The sequence below is a fragment of the Sphingomonas dokdonensis genome (genome assembly GCF_002197685.1).
In the GTDB taxonomy this organism is placed as follows: domain Bacteria; phylum Pseudomonadota; class Alphaproteobacteria; order Sphingomonadales; family Sphingomonadaceae; genus Sphingomonas; species Sphingomonas dokdonensis.
In genome coordinates this window covers 760542-780449 of the sequence record NZ_NBBI01000001.1, presented here as the reverse complement: position 1 = coordinate 780449, position 19908 = coordinate 760542, and the positions used below count along the sequence as shown (strand labels likewise).

General features: G+C 65.0%; 18 protein-coding genes and 1 tRNA gene. 13 read left to right on the top strand and 6 right to left on the bottom strand.

Going from position 1 to position 19908, the window contains the following annotated elements:
• Nucleotides 1-35 precede the first annotated feature (35 nt).
• A complete protein-coding gene (parC, locus tag SPDO_RS03615) occupies nucleotides 36-2291 on the bottom strand; it encodes a DNA topoisomerase IV subunit A (RefSeq protein WP_088366031.1) in 2256 nt (751 codons plus the stop codon).
• A gap of 241 nt (nucleotides 2292-2532) precedes the next feature.
• On the opposite strand from parC, the gene SPDO_RS03610 reads away from it, so the two are divergent.
• From SPDO_RS03610 to purQ, 4 genes are all read left to right on the top strand, one after another.
• The gene (locus SPDO_RS03610) at nucleotides 2533-3396 is read left to right on the top strand and encodes an alpha/beta hydrolase (protein ID WP_088366030.1); all 864 of its coding nucleotides are present in this window, start codon (nucleotides 2533-2535) and stop codon (nucleotides 3394-3396) included.
• 105 nt (nucleotides 3397-3501) lie between these two features.
• Nucleotides 3502-4281 (top strand): phosphoribosylaminoimidazolesuccinocarboxamide synthase, encoded by a 780-nt coding sequence (gene purC, locus SPDO_RS03605; RefSeq protein WP_088366029.1) that lies wholly within the window; start codon nucleotides 3502-3504, stop codon nucleotides 4279-4281.
• A gap of 49 nt (nucleotides 4282-4330) precedes the next feature.
• Entirely contained in the window at nucleotides 4331-4561 is a 231-nt protein-coding gene (gene purS, locus SPDO_RS03600; protein ID WP_088366028.1) for a phosphoribosylformylglycinamidine synthase subunit PurS, read from the top strand.
• Nucleotides 4558-5223 (top strand): phosphoribosylformylglycinamidine synthase subunit PurQ, encoded by a 666-nt coding sequence (gene purQ, locus SPDO_RS03595; protein ID WP_088366027.1) that lies wholly within the window; start codon nucleotides 4558-4560, stop codon nucleotides 5221-5223. Before purS ends, purQ begins: the two co-directional genes overlap by 4 nt.
• A 17-nt stretch (nucleotides 5224-5240) precedes the next feature.
• Here the strand turns inward: purQ and SPDO_RS03590 are convergent, their stop codons facing one another.
• Nucleotides 5241-5984, bottom strand: a complete 744-nt coding sequence (locus SPDO_RS03590) for a queuosine precursor transporter (protein WP_088366026.1) — start codon at nucleotides 5982-5984, stop codon at nucleotides 5241-5243.
• A gap of 59 nt (nucleotides 5985-6043) precedes the next feature.
• Here SPDO_RS03590 and SPDO_RS03585 point away from each other — a divergent pair.
• Nucleotides 6044-6120: transfer RNA gene (locus tag SPDO_RS03585), tRNA-Arg, on the top strand.
• A 52-nt stretch (nucleotides 6121-6172) separates the two neighbouring features.
• On the opposite strand, the gene SPDO_RS03580 is transcribed toward SPDO_RS03585, so the two are convergent.
• Entirely contained in the window at nucleotides 6173-7501 is a 1329-nt protein-coding gene (locus tag SPDO_RS03580) for a cation:proton antiporter (RefSeq protein WP_245829053.1), read from the bottom strand.
• 48 nt (nucleotides 7502-7549) lie between these two features.
• A complete protein-coding gene (locus SPDO_RS03575) occupies nucleotides 7550-8851 on the bottom strand; it encodes an SLC13 family permease (protein WP_088366025.1) in 1302 nt (433 codons plus the stop codon).
• A 499-nt stretch (nucleotides 8852-9350) separates the two neighbouring features.
• On the opposite strand from SPDO_RS03575, the gene SPDO_RS17010 reads away from it, so the two are divergent.
• The gene (locus SPDO_RS17010; protein ID WP_211279987.1) at nucleotides 9351-9815 is read left to right on the top strand and encodes a hypothetical protein; all 465 of its coding nucleotides are present in this window, start codon (nucleotides 9351-9353) and stop codon (nucleotides 9813-9815) included.
• Nucleotides 9816-9866: 51 nt separating this feature from the next.
• Here SPDO_RS17010 and SPDO_RS03565 read toward each other — a convergent pair whose 3' ends face one another.
• Both SPDO_RS03565 and SPDO_RS03560 read right to left on the bottom strand, forming a co-directional pair.
• Complete coding sequence (locus SPDO_RS03565) at nucleotides 9867-11726, bottom strand: BCCT family transporter (RefSeq protein WP_245829050.1); 1860 nt, start codon at nucleotides 11724-11726, stop codon at nucleotides 9867-9869.
• Between the two features lie 171 nt (nucleotides 11727-11897).
• A complete protein-coding gene (locus SPDO_RS03560) occupies nucleotides 11898-12377 on the bottom strand; it encodes a MarR family winged helix-turn-helix transcriptional regulator (protein WP_088366022.1) in 480 nt (159 codons plus the stop codon).
• A gap of 215 nt (nucleotides 12378-12592) precedes the next feature.
• On the opposite strand from SPDO_RS03560, the gene ectA reads away from it, so the two are divergent.
• The 7 genes from ectA to SPDO_RS03525 are packed head-to-tail and all read left to right on the top strand — an operon-like array spanning nucleotide 12593 to nucleotide 19907.
• The gene (gene ectA, locus SPDO_RS03555) at nucleotides 12593-13135 is read left to right on the top strand and encodes a diaminobutyrate acetyltransferase (RefSeq protein WP_088366021.1); all 543 of its coding nucleotides are present in this window, start codon (nucleotides 12593-12595) and stop codon (nucleotides 13133-13135) included.
• Nucleotides 13136-13139: 4 nt separating this feature from the next.
• Entirely contained in the window at nucleotides 13140-14456 is a 1317-nt protein-coding gene (gene ectB, locus SPDO_RS03550) for a diaminobutyrate--2-oxoglutarate transaminase (protein ID WP_088366020.1), read from the top strand.
• A 15-nt stretch (nucleotides 14457-14471) separates the two neighbouring features.
• The gene (locus tag SPDO_RS03545) at nucleotides 14472-14885 is read left to right on the top strand and encodes an ectoine synthase (RefSeq protein ID WP_088366019.1); all 414 of its coding nucleotides are present in this window, start codon (nucleotides 14472-14474) and stop codon (nucleotides 14883-14885) included.
• 45 nt (nucleotides 14886-14930) lie between these two features.
• On the top strand, nucleotides 14931-15851 hold the full coding sequence (thpD, locus tag SPDO_RS03540; RefSeq protein ID WP_088366018.1) for an ectoine hydroxylase: 921 nt from the start codon (nucleotides 14931-14933) through the stop codon (nucleotides 15849-15851).
• On the top strand, nucleotides 15848-17290 hold the full coding sequence (locus SPDO_RS03535; protein ID WP_088366017.1) for an aspartate kinase: 1443 nt from the start codon (nucleotides 15848-15850) through the stop codon (nucleotides 17288-17290). The genes thpD and SPDO_RS03535 overlap by 4 nt, the downstream gene beginning before the upstream one ends.
• A gap of 20 nt (nucleotides 17291-17310) precedes the next feature.
• Nucleotides 17311-18576, top strand: coding sequence for an MFS transporter (locus SPDO_RS03530; RefSeq protein ID WP_088366016.1), 1266 nt, complete (start codon nucleotides 17311-17313; stop codon nucleotides 18574-18576).
• Complete coding sequence (locus SPDO_RS03525) at nucleotides 18573-19907, top strand: MFS transporter (RefSeq protein ID WP_088366015.1); 1335 nt, start codon at nucleotides 18573-18575, stop codon at nucleotides 19905-19907. Before SPDO_RS03530 ends, SPDO_RS03525 begins: the two co-directional genes overlap by 4 nt.
• The last annotated feature ends 1 nt before the right edge of the window (nucleotide 19908 follow it).

Sequence of the window (19908 nt, the reverse complement as noted above, 5' to 3'; positions counted from 1 at the left end):
AACGGCGTTAACGTTCGTTGAATCCGAAACGGTTGTTACGTGAACCGATTGTTACGGGGAAAGCCCGTCGGCGGCATGCGCCCCGCCGCGCCGCGCGCCGTGCGCCACGACGACAGGTCGGCTTCGGTCCGCGTCCGCCCGGTTTCGCCGCCCATCGGCCAGCTCAGCCCTTCGCCGAAGCGGAACGTCGTCGCGTCGCTCAGCCCACCGTCGCGATAGCGCTGGAGCTGCGATCCCTGCCCGCGCGTCATCTCCGGCAGCTCGCCGATCGGGAACACCACCATCTTGCGATTGTCACCGATCGCCGCGACGTAGTCGTCGCCGGCCTGCACCGGATGCACCACCGCCAGCTTCGCGCCGGGCCGCGGGCTCACCACATTCTTGCCCTTGCGCGTTTCGGCGATCACCTCGGTCACCGCCACGATAAAGCCGCGCCCGTCGCTTGCCGCCACCAGCAGCTTGCCCTCGCGCTCCGCCTTCAGCAGCCGGACGATGCCGACATTGCCGTCGAGGTCGATCGTCGCGCGCACCGGCTCGCCAAAGCCACGCCCGCCCGGCAGCTTGTCGGCGCCCATCGTGTAGAAACGCCCGTTCTCCGCCGCGAGCAGCAGCTTGTCGGTGGTCTGCGCGTGAAAGGCGAAGGCCGGCCCGTCGCCTTCCTTGAACTTCAGCGTCTCGGCGGAGGCGAGATCGACATGCCCCTTCATGGCGCGGATCCAGCCGCGCTGCGACAGGATCACCGTGATCGGCTCGCGCTCGATCATCGCCTCCATCGGGATGTCGCGCGCCGGCGCCGCTTCCTCCAGCGTTGTGCGCCGCTTGCCCAGCGCCGTCTCCGGACCATAACGGTCGCGGATCGTCGTCAGGTCCTTTTTCATCCGCGTGCGCTGCCGCTGGTCGGAGCCGAGGAGCAGTTGAAGGCTCGCCTGCTCCTTCTCCAGTGCCGCCTGTTCGCGCTTCAGCTCCATTTCCTCCAGCCGGCGCAAGCTGCGCAGCCGCATGTTGAGTATTGCCTCGGCCTGCCGGTCGGTCAGGTCGAACTCGGCCATCATTACCGCCTTCGGCTCGTCCTCGGTGCGGATGATCTCGATCACCCGGTCGAGGTTGAGGAAGGCGATGATGTAGCCCTTCACCAGCTCCAGTCGGTCGGCGATCTTCGCCAGCCGATGCTCGGTGCGCCGGCGCAGGACGATGAACTGATGCTCCACCCATGCCGACAATGCCTCGGCCAGGCTCATCACCCGCGGCGTGCGCGACGCGTCGAGCACGTTCAGGTTCAGCGGCACGCGCACTTCCAGGTCGGAAAGGCGATACAGCCCGTCCATCAACAGCTGCGGATCGACTGTGCGGCTGCGCGGCTCGAGCACCAGCCGGATCTCGGCATCCGACTCGTCGCGCACATCGGCCAGAATCGGGAACTTCTTGTCGTTTACCAGACCGGCGATCTGCTCGATCAGCTTGCCCTTCTGCACGCCATACGGGATCTCGCCGACGACGATCTGCCAGCTCCCGCCCTTTTCCTTCTCGACGCTCCAGCGGCAGCGCACGCGAAAGGCGCCGCGCCCGGTCGCATAGGCTTCGCGAATGATCGCCGGTGCATCCACCAGCAGGCCGCCGGTGGGGAAGTCGGGCCCCAGCACATGTGCCAGCGGGTCGGCAGCGGGATCGTCGATCAGCGCGATCGCCGCATCGAGCAGCTCCGCCGCATTGTGCGGCGGGATGCTCGTCGCCATGCCGACCGCGATTCCGCTCGCCCCATTCGCCAGCAGGTTGGGGAACAGGCCGGGGAACAGCTCCGGCTCGTGGTCCTCGCCGTTATAGGTCGGGCGAAAGCCGACGGCATCCTCGTCTAGCCCGTCCATCAGGTCGATCGCGACCTGCGTCAGCCGCGCCTCGGTGTAGCGATAGGCGGCGGCGTTATCGCCGTCGATGTTGCCGAAATTGCCCTGTCCGTCGACCAGCGGATAGCGGAGCGCGAAATCCTGCGCGAGGCGCACCATCGCGTCGTAAACCGACTGATCGCCATGCGGATGGTATTTACCGATCACGTCACCGACGACGCGCGCGCACTTCTTGTACCCTTGGCTGGGGTCGAGCCGCAGCAGTCGCATCGCCCACAGCAAGCGGCGGTGCACCGGCTTCAGCCCGTCGCGAACATCCGGCAACGATCGTGCGGTAATCGTCGACAGCGCATAGACGAGATACCGTTCCGACAGCGCGGAATCGAACGGCGCGTCGAACACCCCCACGGGCGGATTGTCGGGTGGCAGCGCGGTCGCATCGGTCGGCATGGCCCGTGTGCTAGCAGGCTGTGGCCATGTTCCACAACCGTTCCGCTCACTGTCCTACAGCCGCCGGATGTGTCACCTTGCCGCAATGCGCTCCGCCTGCACTCCGGCTCCCGCCGTTCGATCCCACCCGGCCGGAACATCACACGGTCAAAAGATTGGCTTTATGCACAAGTTTCGAGAAGTTTGGCCCCGCCCCCTACTTGCCGCCCTGCTCCTCGCCACGTCATGTTCTCCCGCAGTCATGACCAGCACCACTCCCGCAACTGCCTTCGCCCCGCTCACCTGGGACGACCTTACATCCCGTGCGCGCGAAAAGCCCGATGCGACCATCGCTTATGGTGACGACACCATGCAGAAGGTCGACGTGTGGCTCCCCGCCGGGTCCGGGCCGCACCCGGTTGTCCTGATGGTGCACGGCGGCTGCTGGCAGACGAAGATCGCCGACCGGTCGATCATGGACTGGATCGCCGCCGACTTGCGGCATGATGGCATCGCGGTGTGGAACATCGACTATCGTGGGGTGGATCGCAGCGGCGGTGGTTATCCCGGCACCTTCGCAGATGCGGCAAAGGCCAGCGACCAACTCGCCGCGAACGCCGCAAAGTACAATCTGGATATCAAGCGGATCGTCGCGGTCGGCCACTCCGCCGGTGGTCACCTCGCCCTGTGGCTCGCCGGGCGCAGCAAACTTCCCGCCGACAGCCCGCTGCGCACCGCGAGCCCGCTGAAGATCGATCACGTCATCAGTCTCGGCGGCCTCCCCGATCTGGAGGCAACCGCCGCCAGCCCCGACAATGGCTGCGGTACGGAAGTGGTCGCAAAACTGGTCGGTACCGATCGGCGCGATCCGTATGCCGACACCTCGGTACCCCGCCTCCTGCCGTTCGGCACCCCGCAGACCCTCGTCAACGGCCGCGAAGACCGCATCATTCCCTACCGCATGGCCACCGACTATGTCGCGCGCGCCACACGTGCGGGCGACCGTGCGAGGCTCGTGACCGTCCCCGCCACCGGCCACGTCGAGCTGGTGACGCCAGGCACCGCCGCTTGGACGAAGGCAAAGGAGGCGATCCGCGGCGCGCTGTCGGCGGCACCCGATCGGTGAGCGACGTTGCACCCCTCGCCCCCCTACCCTATACGGCAGGCGATTCCCGCCCCGGCCGCGCCGACACGTCGCGTGGCCGGGGCTATCCATTTCAGGGGTGATGCGATGGCGCGGCGCCGGCAGATCTACGAAGGCAAGGCCAAGATCCTTTACGAGGGTCCCGAACCCGGCACCTTGATCCAGTATTTCAAGGACGATGCCACCGCCTTCAACGCTCAGAAAAAGGGCACGATCAACGGCAAGGGCGTCCTGAACAACCGGATCAGCGAGCATGTCTTCACCATGCTCGACGCGATCGGCGTGCCGACGCACTTCATCCGTCGTCTCAACATGCGCGAACAACTCATCCGCCAGGTGGAGATCGTGCCGATCGAGGTGGTGGTGCGCAACGTCGCCGCCGGTTCGCTCAGCAAGCGGCTTGGGATCGAGGAAGGCACCAAGCTGCCGCGCACGATCATCGAATATTACTATAAGGACGATGCGCTCGGCGATCCGATGATCTCCGACGAACATATCGCCGCCTTCGGCTGGGCCAGCCAGGAAGAAATGCACGACATCGCCGACCTCGCGATCCGCGTGAACGATTTCCTGTCGGGGCTGTTCGCCGGCATCGGCATCCGCCTGGTCGACTTCAAGCTCGAGTTCGGCCGCATCTGGGACAACGACTACGGCCGCATCATCCTGGCGGACGAGATCAGCCCCGACGGCTGCCGTTTGTGGGACATGACCACCAACGAAAAGCTCGACAAGGATCGCTTCCGCCGTGATCTCGGCGGCGAGGTCGAGGCCTATCAGGAGGTCGCGCGTCGTCTCGGTCTCTTGCCGGAGGGCGGCGAGACCGCGGTTCTCGACATGGCCGAACACCGCGAGCGTCGCGGCAAGTAACGTCCGCGCACGGTTGCGATACTCACCCTCATCGAATAGCGGGCCCGCCATGAAATTGCGCATTCACGTCACCCTGAAGCCCGGCGTCCTCGACCCTCAGGGCAAGGCGATCGAACACGCCCTCTCCGGCCTCGGCTTCGCCGGCGTCGAGGGCGCGCGGGTCGGCAAGCTGATAGAGCTCGACGTCGCCGACTCCGTCGACGATGCGCAGGTCGATGCGATGTGCCGTCAGCTGCTCACCAATACCGTGATCGAGAATTACCGGGTCGAGCGCGCATGAAGACGGCGGTTGTCGTTTTCCCCGGCTCCAATTGCGATCGCGACATTGCGGTCGCGCTGGAAAGCGTGATCGGCACCAAGCCGATCATGGTGTGGCACCGCGAAACCGAGCTGCCCGACGGCATCGGCTTTCTCGCGGTCCCCGGCGGCTTCTCCTACGGCGACTATCTCCGCTCCGGCGCGATGGCTGCGCGCTCGCCGATCATGCGCGCCGTCGCCGACAAGGCGGCCGGCGGGCTACCGGTCTTCGGCGTTTGCAACGGTTTCCAGGTGCTGACCGAGGCGGGCCTGCTGCCGGGTGCGCTGATGCGCAACGCCGGCCTCGATTTTGTCTGCCGCAACGTATCGCTCACCGTGGAGAACGGCGACAGTGCGTTCACCAGCCGCTACGCCGCCGGCGAGACGATCACGGTGCCGGTCGCGCACCACGACGGCAATTACGTCGCCGATCAGGAAACGCTCGACCGCCTCGAGGGCGAGGGGCGCGTCGCCTTTCGCTACGACGAAGAGGTGAACGGCTCGGCACGCCGCATTGCCGGCATCCTCAACGATGCCGGTAACGTGCTCGGCATGATGCCACACCCCGAACGCCGCGTCGAAGGCGCGCATGGCGGCACCGACGGGCGCAGATTGTTTGAAGGACTGCTCGATCTCGTCGCCTGACGGCAGGTTGATGGCGATCAGACCTTGGTGCCGAAAGGCGTGAAGTTCGTGTCCTCGTCATAGACGTCAACGCCTTCCGCCCGCTTCAGCGCCCCCACCACCAGGTACGTCAGCGGCGTCAGCAACACCTCCCACGAAACCTTCAGCACCCATTGCGTCACCAGCACGGTGAAGACCAGCTGCGTCGTCCATCCTTCGGCATAGAGAAACGCCAGTGGATAGAAGATCGCGCTGTCCACACCCTGCCCCACGATCGTTGAGCCGATGGTTCGCATCCACAAATGGCGCCCCGCCGTTGCGACCTTCAGCCTGGCAAGCACATAGGAGTTGACGAACTCTCCCGCCCAGAACGCGCACATGCTGGCGAACACGATGCGCGGCACCTGACCGAACACCGCCTCGTATGCCGGCTGGTTGGTCCAATCCGGCGCAGGCGGCAGCGCAACGACCACCCACGACATAAACGCCATGAACACTGTTGCGCTAAAGCCCGCCCAGATCACCCGCCTCGCGCGTGCGTAGCCGTACACCTCGGTGAGCACGTCTCCGATGATGTAGCTGATCGGAAAAAACAGGATCCCGGCGCCAAACGGCCAATAGCCGACGCCCGGCAACCAGATCTGCGCCACCTTGCCGGCGCCCAGCACGTTCGAGAGCAGCAGGATGGCGACAAACGCCGCCATGATGAAGTCGTAGAAGCGCAGGTTGCGGCCGTGCAGCCAATCGGCGGAGACCCGCCCCGGTTTCGCCCCCTCGCTCATGCACCGATCATGCCGGCAGTTTCACTCGCCCGCAATCCACGCTAACAGGCGCAAGCCGCGCGCCCGTAGCTCAGTTGGATAGAGCACGAGCCTTCTAAGCTTGGGGCCGCAGGTTCGATTCCTGCCGGGCGCGCCATTCTTCTTCTGTCCTCCACCTGCTTAGCAACCGGCAGGCGAGTAGTGCCGCTTCAGTGCTCATCAGGTTCGCCGGCGGGGCGGGTCAGGCGCCACCGGCGGATCAATGGCGGCATGGTCAGCCCCTGAACAAAGATCGAAAACGCCACGACGCCGAACGTCAGCACGATGATGTCGGCCCGTTCCGCGACCGTGCCCGGCACCGCCAGCGCAAGCGCCAATCCCACGGCGCCGCGAAGGCCACCCCATACCAGAACATGCTGGTAGGTCGCCGGAAGCCGAAGAGTGGTCGCTCTGAATAGAAAGGCCAGCGGGTAGATGGCAGCAGCTCGCCCGATCAGCGTCAGGACGATCGCCAGCCCAAGCGCTGCGGTGAGTAGCGCGATCGGCTGATGCGCTTCATGGCTGCCGATCAGGATGAACAAGCACGAATTGGCGAGAAACGCGGCATATTCCCAGAATCCCACCACGTGCTCGCGGCCGGTGTCCGATATCGAACCCATCCACCCGATGTTGCCGACGATCAGGCCGGCGATTAGCGCGGAAAACACCCCCGAGGCGTGGAAATGCTCCGCCACCAGAAACGAGCCCCAGGCTGCAACGGTGGTAAGGGTAATCTCGACCAGATGATCTTCCGTCCGACCAGCAATCAGCAGGATGACAGCAGCGGTCGCCGCCCCGAAGATCAGCCCACCCAGCACTGTCCATCCAAATGACAATGCGACGGCACCGGCACTGAGCGGCGTTCCCGCAGCCACACCGGCGAGCAGTGCAAAGCCCACTGCAGCCACTCCGTCGTTAAGCAGGCTTTCCGACTCGACCACGATCCTCAACCGCGGTTCTGCCCGCATCTCCTTGAACGCGGCGATCACCGACACCGGGTCAGTCGCCGCGATCAGCACGCCAAAGAACGCTGCGCCAAGCCAGCTCCAGCCGAGCCCGACGCGCATGCCGATCGCAACCACCGCTGCCGACACGGCAACGCCCAGAAAGGCCAGAACAACCGTCAACGGCATCTGCTGACGGAAGCGGTCCCACTTCAGCTGCAATGCCGCCTCGAAGATCAGCGGCGGGAGAAAGACGTTGAAGATCAACTCGCGCGACAGCGGCAGTTCGGCACCAGCCGGGAAGAGCGCGAGCGCCATGCCCGCCAGTACGAGCCCGGCCGTATACGGCAATCCGATCCGCCGCGACAGCATCGCCACAAGCGACGCGACAACAAGGACGAGGCCGAGCTGCTCGAAACCAAACTCCCTCATGCGATCGCCCCGCTGTCCTTCCGCGGCCGCCGTCCCGTACGTGGCGTCGGCATCTGCCTGCATTGTCTCGGCCGCTGCCGGCTCATCACGCGCATGATTTCTCCAGCCCTCGATTGCCTGCAACGGCTGTAGCATGCGACATCAACGTTTCACTGGCGACCGGCGCATGCTTCAGAACGGAAAAAAGATCGGAATGGCGATCACGCCGGCGGCCCAAGTCACCAGATTGAGCGGCACGCCGACCCGCACGAAATCGAGGTATTTGTAGTTGCCCACCTGAAAGACGAGCACGTTGGTCTGATAGCCGAACGGTGTCGCAAAGGCGGCGCTCGCCGCCATCATCACCGCGATCAGAAACGGGCGCGGCGCCACGCCCAGGCTTTCCGCCAACGCTACGGCAACCGGGGTGATCAGCACCGCGACCGCGGCGTTGGACAGGATCTCGGTGGCGAACAGCGTGACGCCATACAGAATGGCCAGCGCCACCAGCGGTCCGAACGGCCGGATGAAGTCGATCAGCTTGGCTGTGCCGGCCGCCGCCAACCCCGTTACCTCGATCGACAAACCGACCACCACCATGCCTGCGATCAGCAGCAGCACCTCCGGCCGGAGCCCCGCATAGGCTTCTTCAGGGCTGATGATCTTCAGAAGGATCAGCAGCACCGCGCCGGCAAAGGCGGCCGCGGCGATGGAGGTGACGCCAACCGCCGCCGAGAGGATCACCACCATGAACACGCCAAGCGAAATAGCCGCCTTGCGCGGCTGGAACGGCGTCTTCATCGTGAACATCTTGGCATCGCCCAAGGTGCCGTCGCCGGTCTGGTTGGTGGTCTTGCTGCTCGGCGCTTCCTCGCCATCCTGGCTATGCGCCAGCAGCCGACCACCGAAAAGGAACAGGTACAGCCCGCCCGCCGCCGCGACGACCAGACCCACCGGGGTGATCTCGAAAACCCCGAACACCGGCTGGCCGGCGTTACGCGCCATGTCGTTGACCAGCAGATTGGTGGACGTGCCGATCAAGGTGCACGATCCGCCCATGATCGTAATGTAGCTCAGCGGGATCAGGAAGCGCTTGGGCGACAGGCCAAGCGAGGTCGCCACATCCTTCACCACCGGCGCCGCGAGGACGACAATCGGCGTGTTGTTGAGAAATGCCGATCCGGCGCCGCACAGCACCATGACGATCCACAAACCCAAACTGCCCAGCCGGGCGCACAATTTGGTCGCCTGTCGGATCAGCAAGCCGAGCAGCCCGGAGAGTTCGATCGCGTATGCGATGATGAACAGGCAGGCTAGCGCGATGATGGCGGGGCTCGCAAAGGCTTCCTGCACCTCTACCGGACGGATCACGCCAAGCAGCATCAGCGATGCTGCCGCCGCCAACGCGGCCACCTCCGACCGGATCTTGCCGTGGATCAGCACACCGACGACGGCAACAAGGACGACCAGCGCGGCAATCTGATTGAAGTTCATGTGCGTGGCAGACCCCCCTGCCGCGCTTTCGTCAAGCGCAGCACGCACAACGCTCCCATTTTGAGGCCGCTGGTGCTATCCCGCGGACATGCTTCGCCGTGACCCGAGATCCGCTACCTTCCGCTCCGCAGCCGCCACCGCCGCGTTGACGCTTTCCGCTTTGTCGCTGGCAAGTTGCGATCAAAAGGAGCCGACTGCGAACACGGCAGACGTCCCTGCGGCGGCGCCTGCAGACGCTAACGAGACGGCAGCGCCCGTCGTGCCGTTACCCCTCCCGCCGCTCACGCGCAGCGATCTCGTGTCCGCGGCTACGCAGGCTGCGTCGAGCTTTGCGCAGGGAGAAGCGTCGCCCACTAGCGATCCGTTGGTTGGCAGGAATTTCGCTGTACGCATTCCCTTTGGTTGTACTGGTCCGACCGTCGCCGACGCTTCGGCGACCGACGGAAGCGGCCTGCCGGTCTGGAGCTGGAGCACCGACCACAAGGCCATTCAGCTGCGCATGACGCCAAGCGACTGGACCGATTCGGCATTGCTCGCGAAGGCGGGTGCGCCTGACACATGGGAAGCGGTGGAGGGCTTTTGGCTGCCGCGCCCGTGGCTCTTGGCGGAGACGTGTCCTGCGGTTCAGGCCGATCCATTGCAGACCGGCACGCCGCCGGCCTCGCCCCAAACGATCGGACTTGCCGCTGCCTTCGAGAAGGGCGGCTCCCGGCTCGGGCGACGTAATGGCCGGGCGTACGAGCATTCAATCCGCGGCGAGGGTGATGCCGCACCGACACCGCCGACCGCCGGCTTCCGGATGCGGCTGGAAGGACGCATCGCTTCTTACCCCAGCGGACGGGCGATCGAATGCAGCGCATCTGGGCCCGATCAGCGGCCCGTCTGCATTGTCGCGATCCGGCTCGATCGGGTTGCCTATGAGGATGCCGAGGGTGCGACGCTCAGCGAGTGGCGGCCGGGCTAGCACCGCGCGCTTGTTGCTGCGCGGGCGCCCTTGCGTGCACGGTAATCCCGCCTAACGCTCGCGCCGGCTTTCCAGTTGAGTCAGCACATCGCCTGCGATCTGGTCGGCGGAAAAGCCGGTGAGGTCATGATACCGGCCGGTGCCGTTGGTTTGCGCGCCCATGATCCAGGTAATGCTGCGCCGCGCTTCCGACGCCTCCAGTGCCGTATAGGCAGCCAGCGGGCGCGATCGTGGCGCAACGCGATAGGTCATGGTTCGCTCCGGCGCGAGGTCGACCGACAGCATCACGTCGTCACCATCCCGATCAACCCGGCTGTTCGCCCAGCCCTCGTCACGCAGTGTTTCGCAGACCGACTCCAAAGCTGGTAATGCACTACGTTCGATCTGGCGCAGGATCTCCGCACGGCTTGCCGGCACGAACAATCGCTTGAGCCGCTCGCTCACCGCAGGCGCGTCGTTCGCCAGCGTCACACCCGAAAGATCCGCGCTCGTCTGGCGGATCAGCCCAAATGACAAAAGCAGCATGATGAAACAGAATGGCAGGGCCGCCAGCAGCGTCGCTGCCTGCAACGCGCCAAGCCCCCCCGCGACGAGCAGCAGCGTGGCGGTAACCCCCAGCAGCAGGCACCAATAGATACGCTGCCAGCGCGGCGAATCTTCTGCACCACCCGATGCGAGCGTATCGATCACCAGTGCGCCCGAATCCGCCGAAGTCACGAAAAACACCGCGACGAGCAGGATCGCGAGCGAGGATGTGACGCTGGCGGCAGGAAGATATTCGAAGAACTTGAACAGCGCGGTAGAAAGGTTCGCCTGCACCGCGTCGCCGATGCCACCGGCTGCTTGCCCGAGATCGAGCGAGATGGCGGTGTTGCCGAACACCGTCATCCACAGGAAGGTAAAGGCAGTCGGCACGAACAGCACGCCGGTCACGAACTCGCGGATCGTTCGCCCACGTGAGATACGGGCAATGAACATGCCCACAAAGGGCGACCAGGCGATCCACCACGCCCAGTAGAACAGCGTCCAATCGGCCATCCACGCGCGCGGCTCGTAAGCGTACAGTGTAAAGGTACGCATCACGAAATGGTCGAGGTAGAGGCCGAAATTCTGCACCAGCGCCCGCATCAGGAACAGGGTCGGGCCGACCGCCAGCACGAACAGCATCAGCAGCACGGCCACCGCCAGATTCAGTTCGGACAAGCGCCGAATGCCGCGATCGGCGCCGCTCAGCACGGAAAGCGTGGCCGCCCCCATCACGATCGCGATGACGATGACCTTTGCCGTCATCGTATCAGGCAAACCGTAATTGTAGGCGAGCCCCGCCGTCATCTGCGACACGCCAAGACCGAGCGATGTGGCAACGCCGAACACGGTCCCGCACACCGCGAAGATGTCGATGGCATCACCGATCGGGCCGTTGATGCGCTTGCCCAGGATCGGTGACAGGCCCGATCGAAGCGTCAGCGGCATGTCCCGTCGGAAGGTGAAATAGGCAAGGCTTAGCCCGACCAGCGCGTAGATCGCCCAAGCATGAACACCATAATGGTGAAAGGTGATCGCCATCGCCTCACGCGCGGCGGAAATCGTCCCGCTCTCCGCCTCCGGCGGCGAGATGTAGTGCTGGATCGGCTCGGCCACCGCGAAATACATCAGGCCGATACCCATGCCCGCCGCAAACAGCATGGCGAGCCACGAAACATACGGGAAATCGGGTTCGGCATCGTCAGGGCCGAGTTTCAGCTTACCCGCCGGACCAAACCCAAGGATCAGCACAACGAACAGGAAAACCGCGACCGACGCGATATAGAACCAACCAAAGGTGTCGATCGTCCAGCTTTGCGCGGCCTTGAACACCACGTCCGCCCGGCCCGGCATCAGCAATGTCGTACCCAGCAGGGCGAAGATCACCCCAGACCCGCCCCAAAAGACGCGGGGGTTCATCCGTGTTTCAATCATCGCTACCGCGTACCTGCAATCATGCCAATGCCCAACCCCTCGGGACCCGGACGGTTGCAGGGCAGCCGGATCGCGTTTGCGGCCAAGTTGCATCGCGGGATCGGCTCTGCACTCCCGCCATGCTCACGGCCGATCGATCGGTCCTGAGTCCAGTAGCGGGGCCGCATCCATGTCGCCCGTGCCCAAAATATCGGCTAGGCGCTCGGTGCTTGCCAGCACCATCGCCTGTTCCCAGGCCGGCAGCGCTGCGAACCTCGCCTCGAACACCTCCTGCAGCATATCGGGTGCGTCGTTCAGACAGTTTCTGCCCTTCGCCGTGCTGCTCAGCAGCATGCGCCTCTTGTCCGCCTCGCTACGCACGCGGGTCGCGAGCTCCAGAGCAACCAGTCGATCGACGATCGCCGTGATGGTGGCTTGGCTGAACTGCAATCGCTGCGCCACCTGACCGGGAGTCACATCCTGCCCACCCGCAATCTCGCGCAGCACCAGGAGTTGCGAAGGCGTCAGGCCGGTGGCGGCCGCCAGCTTGCGCGTGCCGCCTTCCGCCGCACGCAACACGCGCCGCAGGGCTTTGAGGGTTGCGCGGGCAATCTCTGAATCCATCGTGGCAGAGTAGCCGTCGTTCGCAGGCGCGCACAAGAATGCCACACCTGCCTTATTGTTGCTTTGGGGACTGAAATATAATTGTTGCTGGAGGGTTGCCGAATCAGCCAACAACCCTATGTTTACGCCTCACCGCGGCTGCTCAGGCGGCCGCTTTTTGCTTCGAGGAGTGAATCATTACAGCTCGGCCATTCGTTGATCAGTCCAGCCCTTCAATGTCCGATCCAGACCGAACCCACCCTCCCGCCGATCAGCTTCAGCTACGCGTCCCGCGCGCTACTGACGGCCCCGCGGTAACGGCGCTGATCGCGGCATGTCCGCCGCTCGATCAAAACTCGCCCTACTGCAATCTCCTGCAATGCGAGCATTTCGCCGATCATTGCGTCCTTGCCGAACAGGATGGGCAGACGATCGGCTGGGTCTCCGGCTATCGGCCGCCGGCCGACCCGGACGCCTTCTTCGTCTGGCAGGTTGCGGTTGCGGCGGAAGGACGCGGCAAGCGTCTCGCCAGCCGCATGATCAACCATCTGCTGGCGCGCCCGGCGCAGCGCGGGGTCACGCACCTCATCACCACGATCACGGACGACAATGCCGCGTCGTGGGGGCTTTTCCAGCGGCTGGCCAATACCTGGGGCGTCACGCTCGAGCGCAGCACGCTTTTCGACCGCCAGGCCCATTTCGCCGGCGCACACGCCACCGAGTTCCAGGCCCGGATCGGGCCGCTCGACCACGTTAACTTCAACGAACAGAGGGGATAAGACTTTGTTCACGACACCAAAACCGTCCGACAGCCTGCCGGATCGCAGCATCTACGAACGCCGTGAATCCATCGTGCGCAGCTATGCCCGCTCGATGCCGCGGCAGTTCAACCGCGCCGAGGGCGTGTGGATGCACGACGACCAGGGCGGCCGGTATCTCGACTTCCTGTCGGGCTGTTCCACGCTCAATTACGGGCACAATCACCCGATCCTGAAGCAGGCGCTGCTCGATTACATCGCCGCAGACGGGATCGCGCATGGCCTCGATCTTCACACCGATGCGAAGCAGGCATTCCTCGACACGTTCGAGCAGGTGATCCTGAAGCCGCGCGACCTCGATTATCGGGTGATGTTCACCGGCCCGACCGGCACCAACGCCGTCGAGGCCGCGATCAAGCTCGCGCGCAAGGTGACGGGGCGCGAGATGGTGATCGCCTTCACCAATGGCTTTCACGGCATGACGCTGGGCGCGCTTGCGTGCACCGGCAACGCCACCAAGCGCGGCGGCGCGGGCGTGCCGCTCAGCCATGTCTCGCATGAGCCGTACGACGGCTATTACGGCCCGGACGTCGACACCGCGGATCTGCTCGAGCAGCGCCTTGCTGACCCGTCGAGCGGACTCGACGCGCCGGCCGCGATCCTGGTCGAAACCGTGCAGGGCGAAGGCGGTCTCAACGCCGCGTCGCCCGAATGGCTGCGGCGCATTGCCGAGATCGCCAAGGCGCACGGCGCACTGCTGATCGTTGACGACATTCAGGCAGGCTGCGGCCGCACCGGCAACTTCTTCAGCTTCGAGGACATGGGCTTCACGCCCGATATCGTCACCATGGCGAAGTCGCTGTCGGGCATGGGGCTGCCGTTTGCGCTCACCCTGCTCAAGCCCGAGCACGACCAGTGGCTGCCCGGCGAGCACAACGGCACGTTCCGCGGCAACAACCATGCCTTTGTCACGGCCACTGCCGCGCTGCGCCACTTCTGGAGCACTGACGGCTTTGCCGCCGACGTCCGCCGGCGGAGCGACCTGCTAGGCAGCCGGCTTCAGCGGATCGCCGACACCTACGGATTCGGCATGCGCGGCCGCGGCATGATGCGGGGCATCAACGTAGAGTCGGGCGATCTCGCCAGCGCAGTCACCTCGGCCTGCTTCGACGACGGGCTGATCATCGAAACCAGCGGCGCCCATGACGAGGTCATCAAGGTGCTCGCCCCGCTCGTCATCGACGATGCGGTGCTGAGCGCCGGCCTCGACATTCTGGAAACCCGCATCCGCGACGCGATGGGCGCCGATCACGCCGCCAATCAAGCCATCGCCGCAGAATAAGAAAGGAGATCATTCATGATCGTTCGCAAGCTGAAAGACATCCGCAAGACCGACAAGAACGTCCGTTCGAAGGGCTGGGCCAGCGCCCGCATGCTGCTCAAGGACGACAACATGGGCTTCTCGTTCCACGTCACCACCATGTTTGCCGGTGCCGAGCTCAAGATGCACTACCAGAACCATCTGGAATCGGTGCTGGTGCTGAAGGGCACGGGCACGATCGAGGATCTGGGTACGGGCGAGGTTCACCGGCTGGAGCCGGGCGTGATGTACGCGCTCAACGCGCATGACGAACACATCGTTCGTCCGGAAACCGACATCCTCACCGCTTGCACCTTCAATCCGCCGGTCACCGGCCGCGAGGTTCACGACGAGAGCGGCGCCTATCCGGCCGATCCCGACGCGCAGAAGGTCGCTGCCAAGGCCGCCTGAGCGCCCGCAGCCAAAATCAGAAACTTACAAAAAGGGAGACATCTCATGCAGGATATCTACCCCTCACGCTTCGCCGCCGAGGCCGAGATGCGGTCGCGGCAGGATCCCGTTGTCCACAGCCAGTGGAGCCCGGACGCGCCGGTCAGCGCGGCGCAGGCCGAACAGTTCGAACGCGACGGCTATCTCGTGCTCGAGGACATTTTCTCCGCCGATGAGGTGGCGTTCTTGCAGCAGGCGGCGGGCGCATTGCTCGCCGACCCCGCACGCCTCGACGCGGAAACGGTGGTCACCGAACCGCAGGGCAACGAGGTCCGTTCGATCTTCGAGATTCACCAGCAGAGCGAGGTGATCGGCCGCCTCGCCGCGGACTCTCGCCTCGCCGACGTGGCGCGCTTCCTGCTCGGCGACGAGGTGTACATCCACCAGTCGCGGCTGAACTACAAACCCGGCTTCAAGGGCCGCGAGTTCTACTGGCACAGCGATTTCGAGACCTGGCACGTCGAAGACGGGATGCCGCGCATGCGCGCTCTGTCCATGTCGATCCTGCTTGCCGAGAACACGCCCAACAACGGCCCGCTGATGGTGATCCCGGGATCGCACAAGACCTATCTCACCTGTATCGGTGAGACGCCGGAGGACCATTACCTCTCCTCGCTCAAGAAGCAGGAATATGGCGTCCCCGACGAGATGAGCCTTGCCGAGCTCGCGAACAAGCACGGCATCGTCGCGCCGATGGGCAAGCCCGGCACGGTGATCCTGTTCGATTGCAACCTGATGCACGGCTCGAACGGCAACATCACGCCCTTCCCGCGTGCCAACGCCTTCCTGGTGTACAACGCGGTCAGCAATCGGCTGCATAAGCCGTTCGGCGTCGAAAAGCCGCGCCCCTGGTTCCTCGCCAATCGTGATGCGCCGCAGGCGCTTCAGGTGCAGCACGGCCGACTGGCCGAGGCGGTGGCGGCATGAGCAAGCCCCACAGTGTCGAGAAGATCGGGGGCACGTCGATGGCGGCCACCACCACATTGTTCGACAATGTGCTGATTGCCGGCCGGTCGGGTGCCGATCTCTACAACCGCATCTTTGTCGTCTCGGCCTATGCCGGGATGACCAACCTGCTGCTCGAGTGCAAGAAGACGGGCGAGCCCGGCGTCTACGGCCGCTTCATCGCGGACGACGACGCGAACGGCTGGCGCGATGCCATGGAGCGCGTGCGCAGCGCGATGCATGAGCGCAACGCCGGCATGTTTGCCCGTGCCGCCAGTCGCGAGGCCGCAGACGCTTTTGTCGACAAGCGGATCGCGGCCGTCTCTGCCTGCCTCGACGATCTCGCCCGGCTGCGCAGCCACGGCCGCTTCTGCGTCAAGGAACAGCTTATGACCGTGCGCGAGCTGCTCGCCGGGATCGGCGAGGCGCACAGTGCGCACAGCACCGCACTGTTGCTGCGCGATCGCGACGTGAACGCGCAATTCGTCGATCTCACCATGTGGGATCAGGATGACATGCGCAGCCTCGACGCGCGCATCGGCGATGCATTCGCCGCGATCGATCTCACCAAGGTTCTGCCCATCGTCACCGGCTATGCGGGTTGCGAAGGCGGCATGGTGCGGCGTTACGCGCGCGGATACACCGAGATGACCTTTTCGCGGCTGGCGGTGCTCACCGACGCGCGCGAGGCGATCATTCACAAGGAATTTCACCTGTCGAGTGCCGACCCCCGCCTTGTCGGCGAGGAGAAGGCGCGCAAGATCGGGCGCACCAACTACGATGTCGCCGATCAGCTGGCGAACGTCGGCATGGAGGCGATCCACCCTGGCGCGGGGCGTGGCCTGCGGCAGAGCGGCATCCCGCTGCGCGTCCGCAACACCTTCGATCGCGAGGACGGCGGCACGTTGGTGACGGGCGACTACATCTCCGAAAAGCCACGCGTCGAGATCGTGACCGGCGTTCGTCAGATGCAGGCGCTGCAATTCTTCGAACAGGACATGGTCGGTGTGAAGGGCTACGACAGCGCCATTCTGGAGGTGCTGGCAAAGCACCGCGTCTGGATCGTCAGCAAGGCGTCCAACGCGAACACCATCACCCATTATCTGTCCGCCGGCGCCGACGTCGTAGCGAAAGTGTTGGCGGAGCTGCAGAAAACGTATCCGGAGGCCGCGATTTCGGCGCAGCCGGTGGCAATGGTGGCGGCGATCGGCAGCGACATTTCGCGCCCGGGTCTCGTGCCCGACGCACTGCGCGCGTTGGCCGACGCAGGCGTTACGATGATCGCGATGCAGCACCAGATCCGCAACGTCGACGTCCAGTTCATCGTCGACTGCGATCAGTTTGACACCGCGGTACGCGCGCTTCACCGGGCGCTGATCGAAGACGAGGCAGATGCGGCGGAGGATCGCCGCGCCGCCTGACCGGCCGGCGGTGACCCATCATGTTCGCAACGATCCTTCCTGTCCGAAGCCTGCTCGCCGCCATCTTCATGATGATGGCGGGCAGCGGCTTCCTGTCGACGCTGCTCGCGCTCCGGCTGGAGCGGGGCGGCAGCAGCACGATGGTTATCGGGCTGGTCGCCACCGCCTATTTCGTCGGGCTGGCGATCGGCGCGCTGCGTGCCGGCACGATCGTGCGCCGCGTCGGCCATATCCGCGCTTTCGCCACCTTCGTGGCGCTGCTGTCGGCCAGCACGCTCACCTACGCATTGGTCCAGCAGCCCCCCTTGTGGGGTGCCTTGCGGCTCGTCGACGGCATCTGCGTCGCCGGCGTCTTCATCTGCATCGAAAGCTGGCTGAACGATCGCGCCGACGCCACCACGCGTGGATCGATCCTCGCCTGGTACATGGTGGCGCTCTATTCGGGCCAGGCGCTGGGCCAGCTGCTGCTCCGCTCAGGCAACACCGCGCCGCAGGTCCCGTTCGAGCTCGCCTCGGTGCTGATCACCCTCGCGATCATTCCCGTCTGCCTGACCCGCAGCCCGGCACCCTTGCTAGAGGATGCCGCCTCGCTCCCGCTCCGCCGGCTGTACGAGGCATCACCGCTCGGCGTCGTCGGCGCGGGCGTTACCGGGCTGATGCTCGGCGCCTTCTACGGCCTTGCCGCCGTGTACGCCCGTCGCATCGGCCTCGACCTGAAGGGTACCGCCAGCTTCATGACCGCAGTGATCCTCGGCGGCGTTGCCCTGCAGTGGCCGCTTGGTCGCTTGTCAGACCGCTTCGATCGCCGCCACGTCATCCTCGGCTGCCTCGCCGCGACACTCGCCGTCAGCCTTGCACTTGCGGCGGCGCCTGGCGGCATAATCCTCTTCGCGCTCGGCGCGGCCTTCGGCGGCCTCGCCTTTGCGCTTTATCCGCTGTGCGTCGCCCATGCCAACGACCGGCTGCTCGCCGCCGAGCGCGTCGCGGCGAGCGGCCAATTGGTACTGCTCTACTCAGCCGGCGCTGCGCTCGGCCCGATGGGCGCCGCATCCACCATGTCGCTGCTCGGGATCGGCGGCATGTTCTGGTTCATCGCGCTTGCGGCGATGGGCACGCTCGCGTTCGGCTTGTGGCGTCTCGTCGCCAGCGCACCGGTGCCGAGCGCCGCGCAGCAGGATTTCCAGATTCTGCCGCGCACCACCCCCGTCGCCGCGCTGCTCGACCCCGCCGGGCCTGAGCACGCCGCCCCGTACGACACGCCCGCCATGCAAACAGGTGATCGATGACTGCAGCCGCGCTCCCGCCTTCCCATTCGGTCGACAGCGCGCAACTGCGACGAGCGGTCGGCGCATCGGCGCTGGGCAATGCGGTGGAATGGTTCGATTACGGCATCTACGCGTACGGCCTGACCTTCATCTCCGCCGCGCTCTTCCCGGGCGAAACCGAGGAGGCGGTGCTCTTCGCGCTCGCCACCTTCGCGATCTCCTTTCTCGTGCGACCGCTGGGCGGTTTGTTCTGGGGGCCAATGGGTGATCGCATCGGGCGCAAGGCGGTGCTCGCCATGACGATCCTGCTGATGGCCGGCGCGACCTTCGCGGTTGGCTTGATCCCGAGCTATGCATCGATCGGTTTCTGGGCGCCCTCGATCCTCATCGTCCTGCGCTTGCTGCAAGGCTTCTCGACAGGCGGCGAATATGGCGGCGCGGCGACCTTCATGGCGGAATATGCTCCCGACGACCGGCGCGGCTTCTTTGGCAGCTTTCTCGAATTCGGCACGCTCGCCGGCTTCTCGGCCGGGGCGGCGCTGATGCTCGGCTTCTCGCTATCGCTCGGCGACGCCGCGATGCAGGATTGGGGCTGGCGCATCCCCTTCCTCATCGCCGGCCCGATCGGCCTCGTCGGCATGTACGTTCGCTCGAAGATGGAAGACACGCCTATCTTCCGCGAGGAGATGGCAGCCGCCGAGGATCGCCACCCACCCACGCTCGCCGCGTTGCTGCGCCACCATTGGCGGCCGATGCTGGTCGTCAGCGGGCTCGTCATCGCGCTGAACGTCGTGAACTATTCGCTGCTCAGCTACATGCCCACCTATCTCCAGCGGCGCATCGGCCTCGGCCATGACGAGGCGTTGCTGGTGCCGATCATCGGCATGCTGTTCATGATGGTCTTTGTGCCGTTCGCCGGCGGCTTGTCCGATCGCGTCGGCCGGCGGGTTATGTGGCGCTGGTCGCTGCTCGGGCTGCTCCTGCTCGTCGTGCCGCTTTATATGCTGATTGGCACCGGCTTCGTAGGCGCAGTCATCGCCTTTATGGTGCTCGGCCTGCTGTACGTGCCGCAGCTCGCGACCATCTCGGCAACCTTTCCCGCACTGTTCCCGACATCGGTGCGCTTCGCCGGCTTCGCCATCGCCTATAACGTCGCGACCTCGATTTTCGGCGGTACCGCTCCGATGGTCGGCAGCGGGCTTATCAGCATGACCGGCGATCCGCTGATGCCAGCCTATTATATGATGCTGGCCTGCATCGTCGGGCTGATTGCACTTCGCTACATGCCCGAAACAGCTGGGCGGTCGCTGCGCGACGATCCCTTCGCCCACCCCGCCACCACCGCTCGATAGC

Coding starts and splice junctions, on each gene's coding strand:
- parC (WP_088366031.1), bottom strand. CDS start 2,291: ATGCCGACCGATGCGACCGCGCTGCCACCCGACAATCCGCCCGTGGGG.
- SPDO_RS03610 (WP_088366030.1), top strand. CDS start 2,533: ATGACCAGCACCACTCCCGCAACTGCCTTCGCCCCGCTCACCTGGGAC.
- purC (WP_088366029.1), top strand. CDS start 3,502: ATGGCGCGGCGCCGGCAGATCTACGAAGGCAAGGCCAAGATCCTTTAC.
- purS (WP_088366028.1), top strand. CDS start 4,331: ATGAAATTGCGCATTCACGTCACCCTGAAGCCCGGCGTCCTCGACCCT.
- purQ (WP_088366027.1), top strand. CDS start 4,558: ATGAAGACGGCGGTTGTCGTTTTCCCCGGCTCCAATTGCGATCGCGAC.
- SPDO_RS03590 (WP_088366026.1), bottom strand. CDS start 5,984: ATGAGCGAGGGGGCGAAACCGGGGCGGGTCTCCGCCGATTGGCTGCAC.
- SPDO_RS03575 (WP_088366025.1), bottom strand. CDS start 8,851: ATGAACTTCAATCAGATTGCCGCGCTGGTCGTCCTTGTTGCCGTCGTC.
- SPDO_RS17010 (WP_211279987.1), top strand. CDS start 9,351: ATGACGCCAAGCGACTGGACCGATTCGGCATTGCTCGCGAAGGCGGGT.
- SPDO_RS03560 (WP_088366022.1), bottom strand. CDS start 12,377: ATGGATTCAGAGATTGCCCGCGCAACCCTCAAAGCCCTGCGGCGCGTG.
- ectA (WP_088366021.1), top strand. CDS start 12,593: ATGTCCGATCCAGACCGAACCCACCCTCCCGCCGATCAGCTTCAGCTA.
- SPDO_RS03545 (WP_088366019.1), top strand. CDS start 14,472: ATGATCGTTCGCAAGCTGAAAGACATCCGCAAGACCGACAAGAACGTC.
- thpD (WP_088366018.1), top strand. CDS start 14,931: ATGCAGGATATCTACCCCTCACGCTTCGCCGCCGAGGCCGAGATGCGG.
- SPDO_RS03535 (WP_088366017.1), top strand. CDS start 15,848: ATGAGCAAGCCCCACAGTGTCGAGAAGATCGGGGGCACGTCGATGGCG.
- SPDO_RS03530 (WP_088366016.1), top strand. CDS start 17,311: ATGTTCGCAACGATCCTTCCTGTCCGAAGCCTGCTCGCCGCCATCTTC.
- SPDO_RS03525 (WP_088366015.1), top strand. CDS start 18,573: ATGACTGCAGCCGCGCTCCCGCCTTCCCATTCGGTCGACAGCGCGCAA.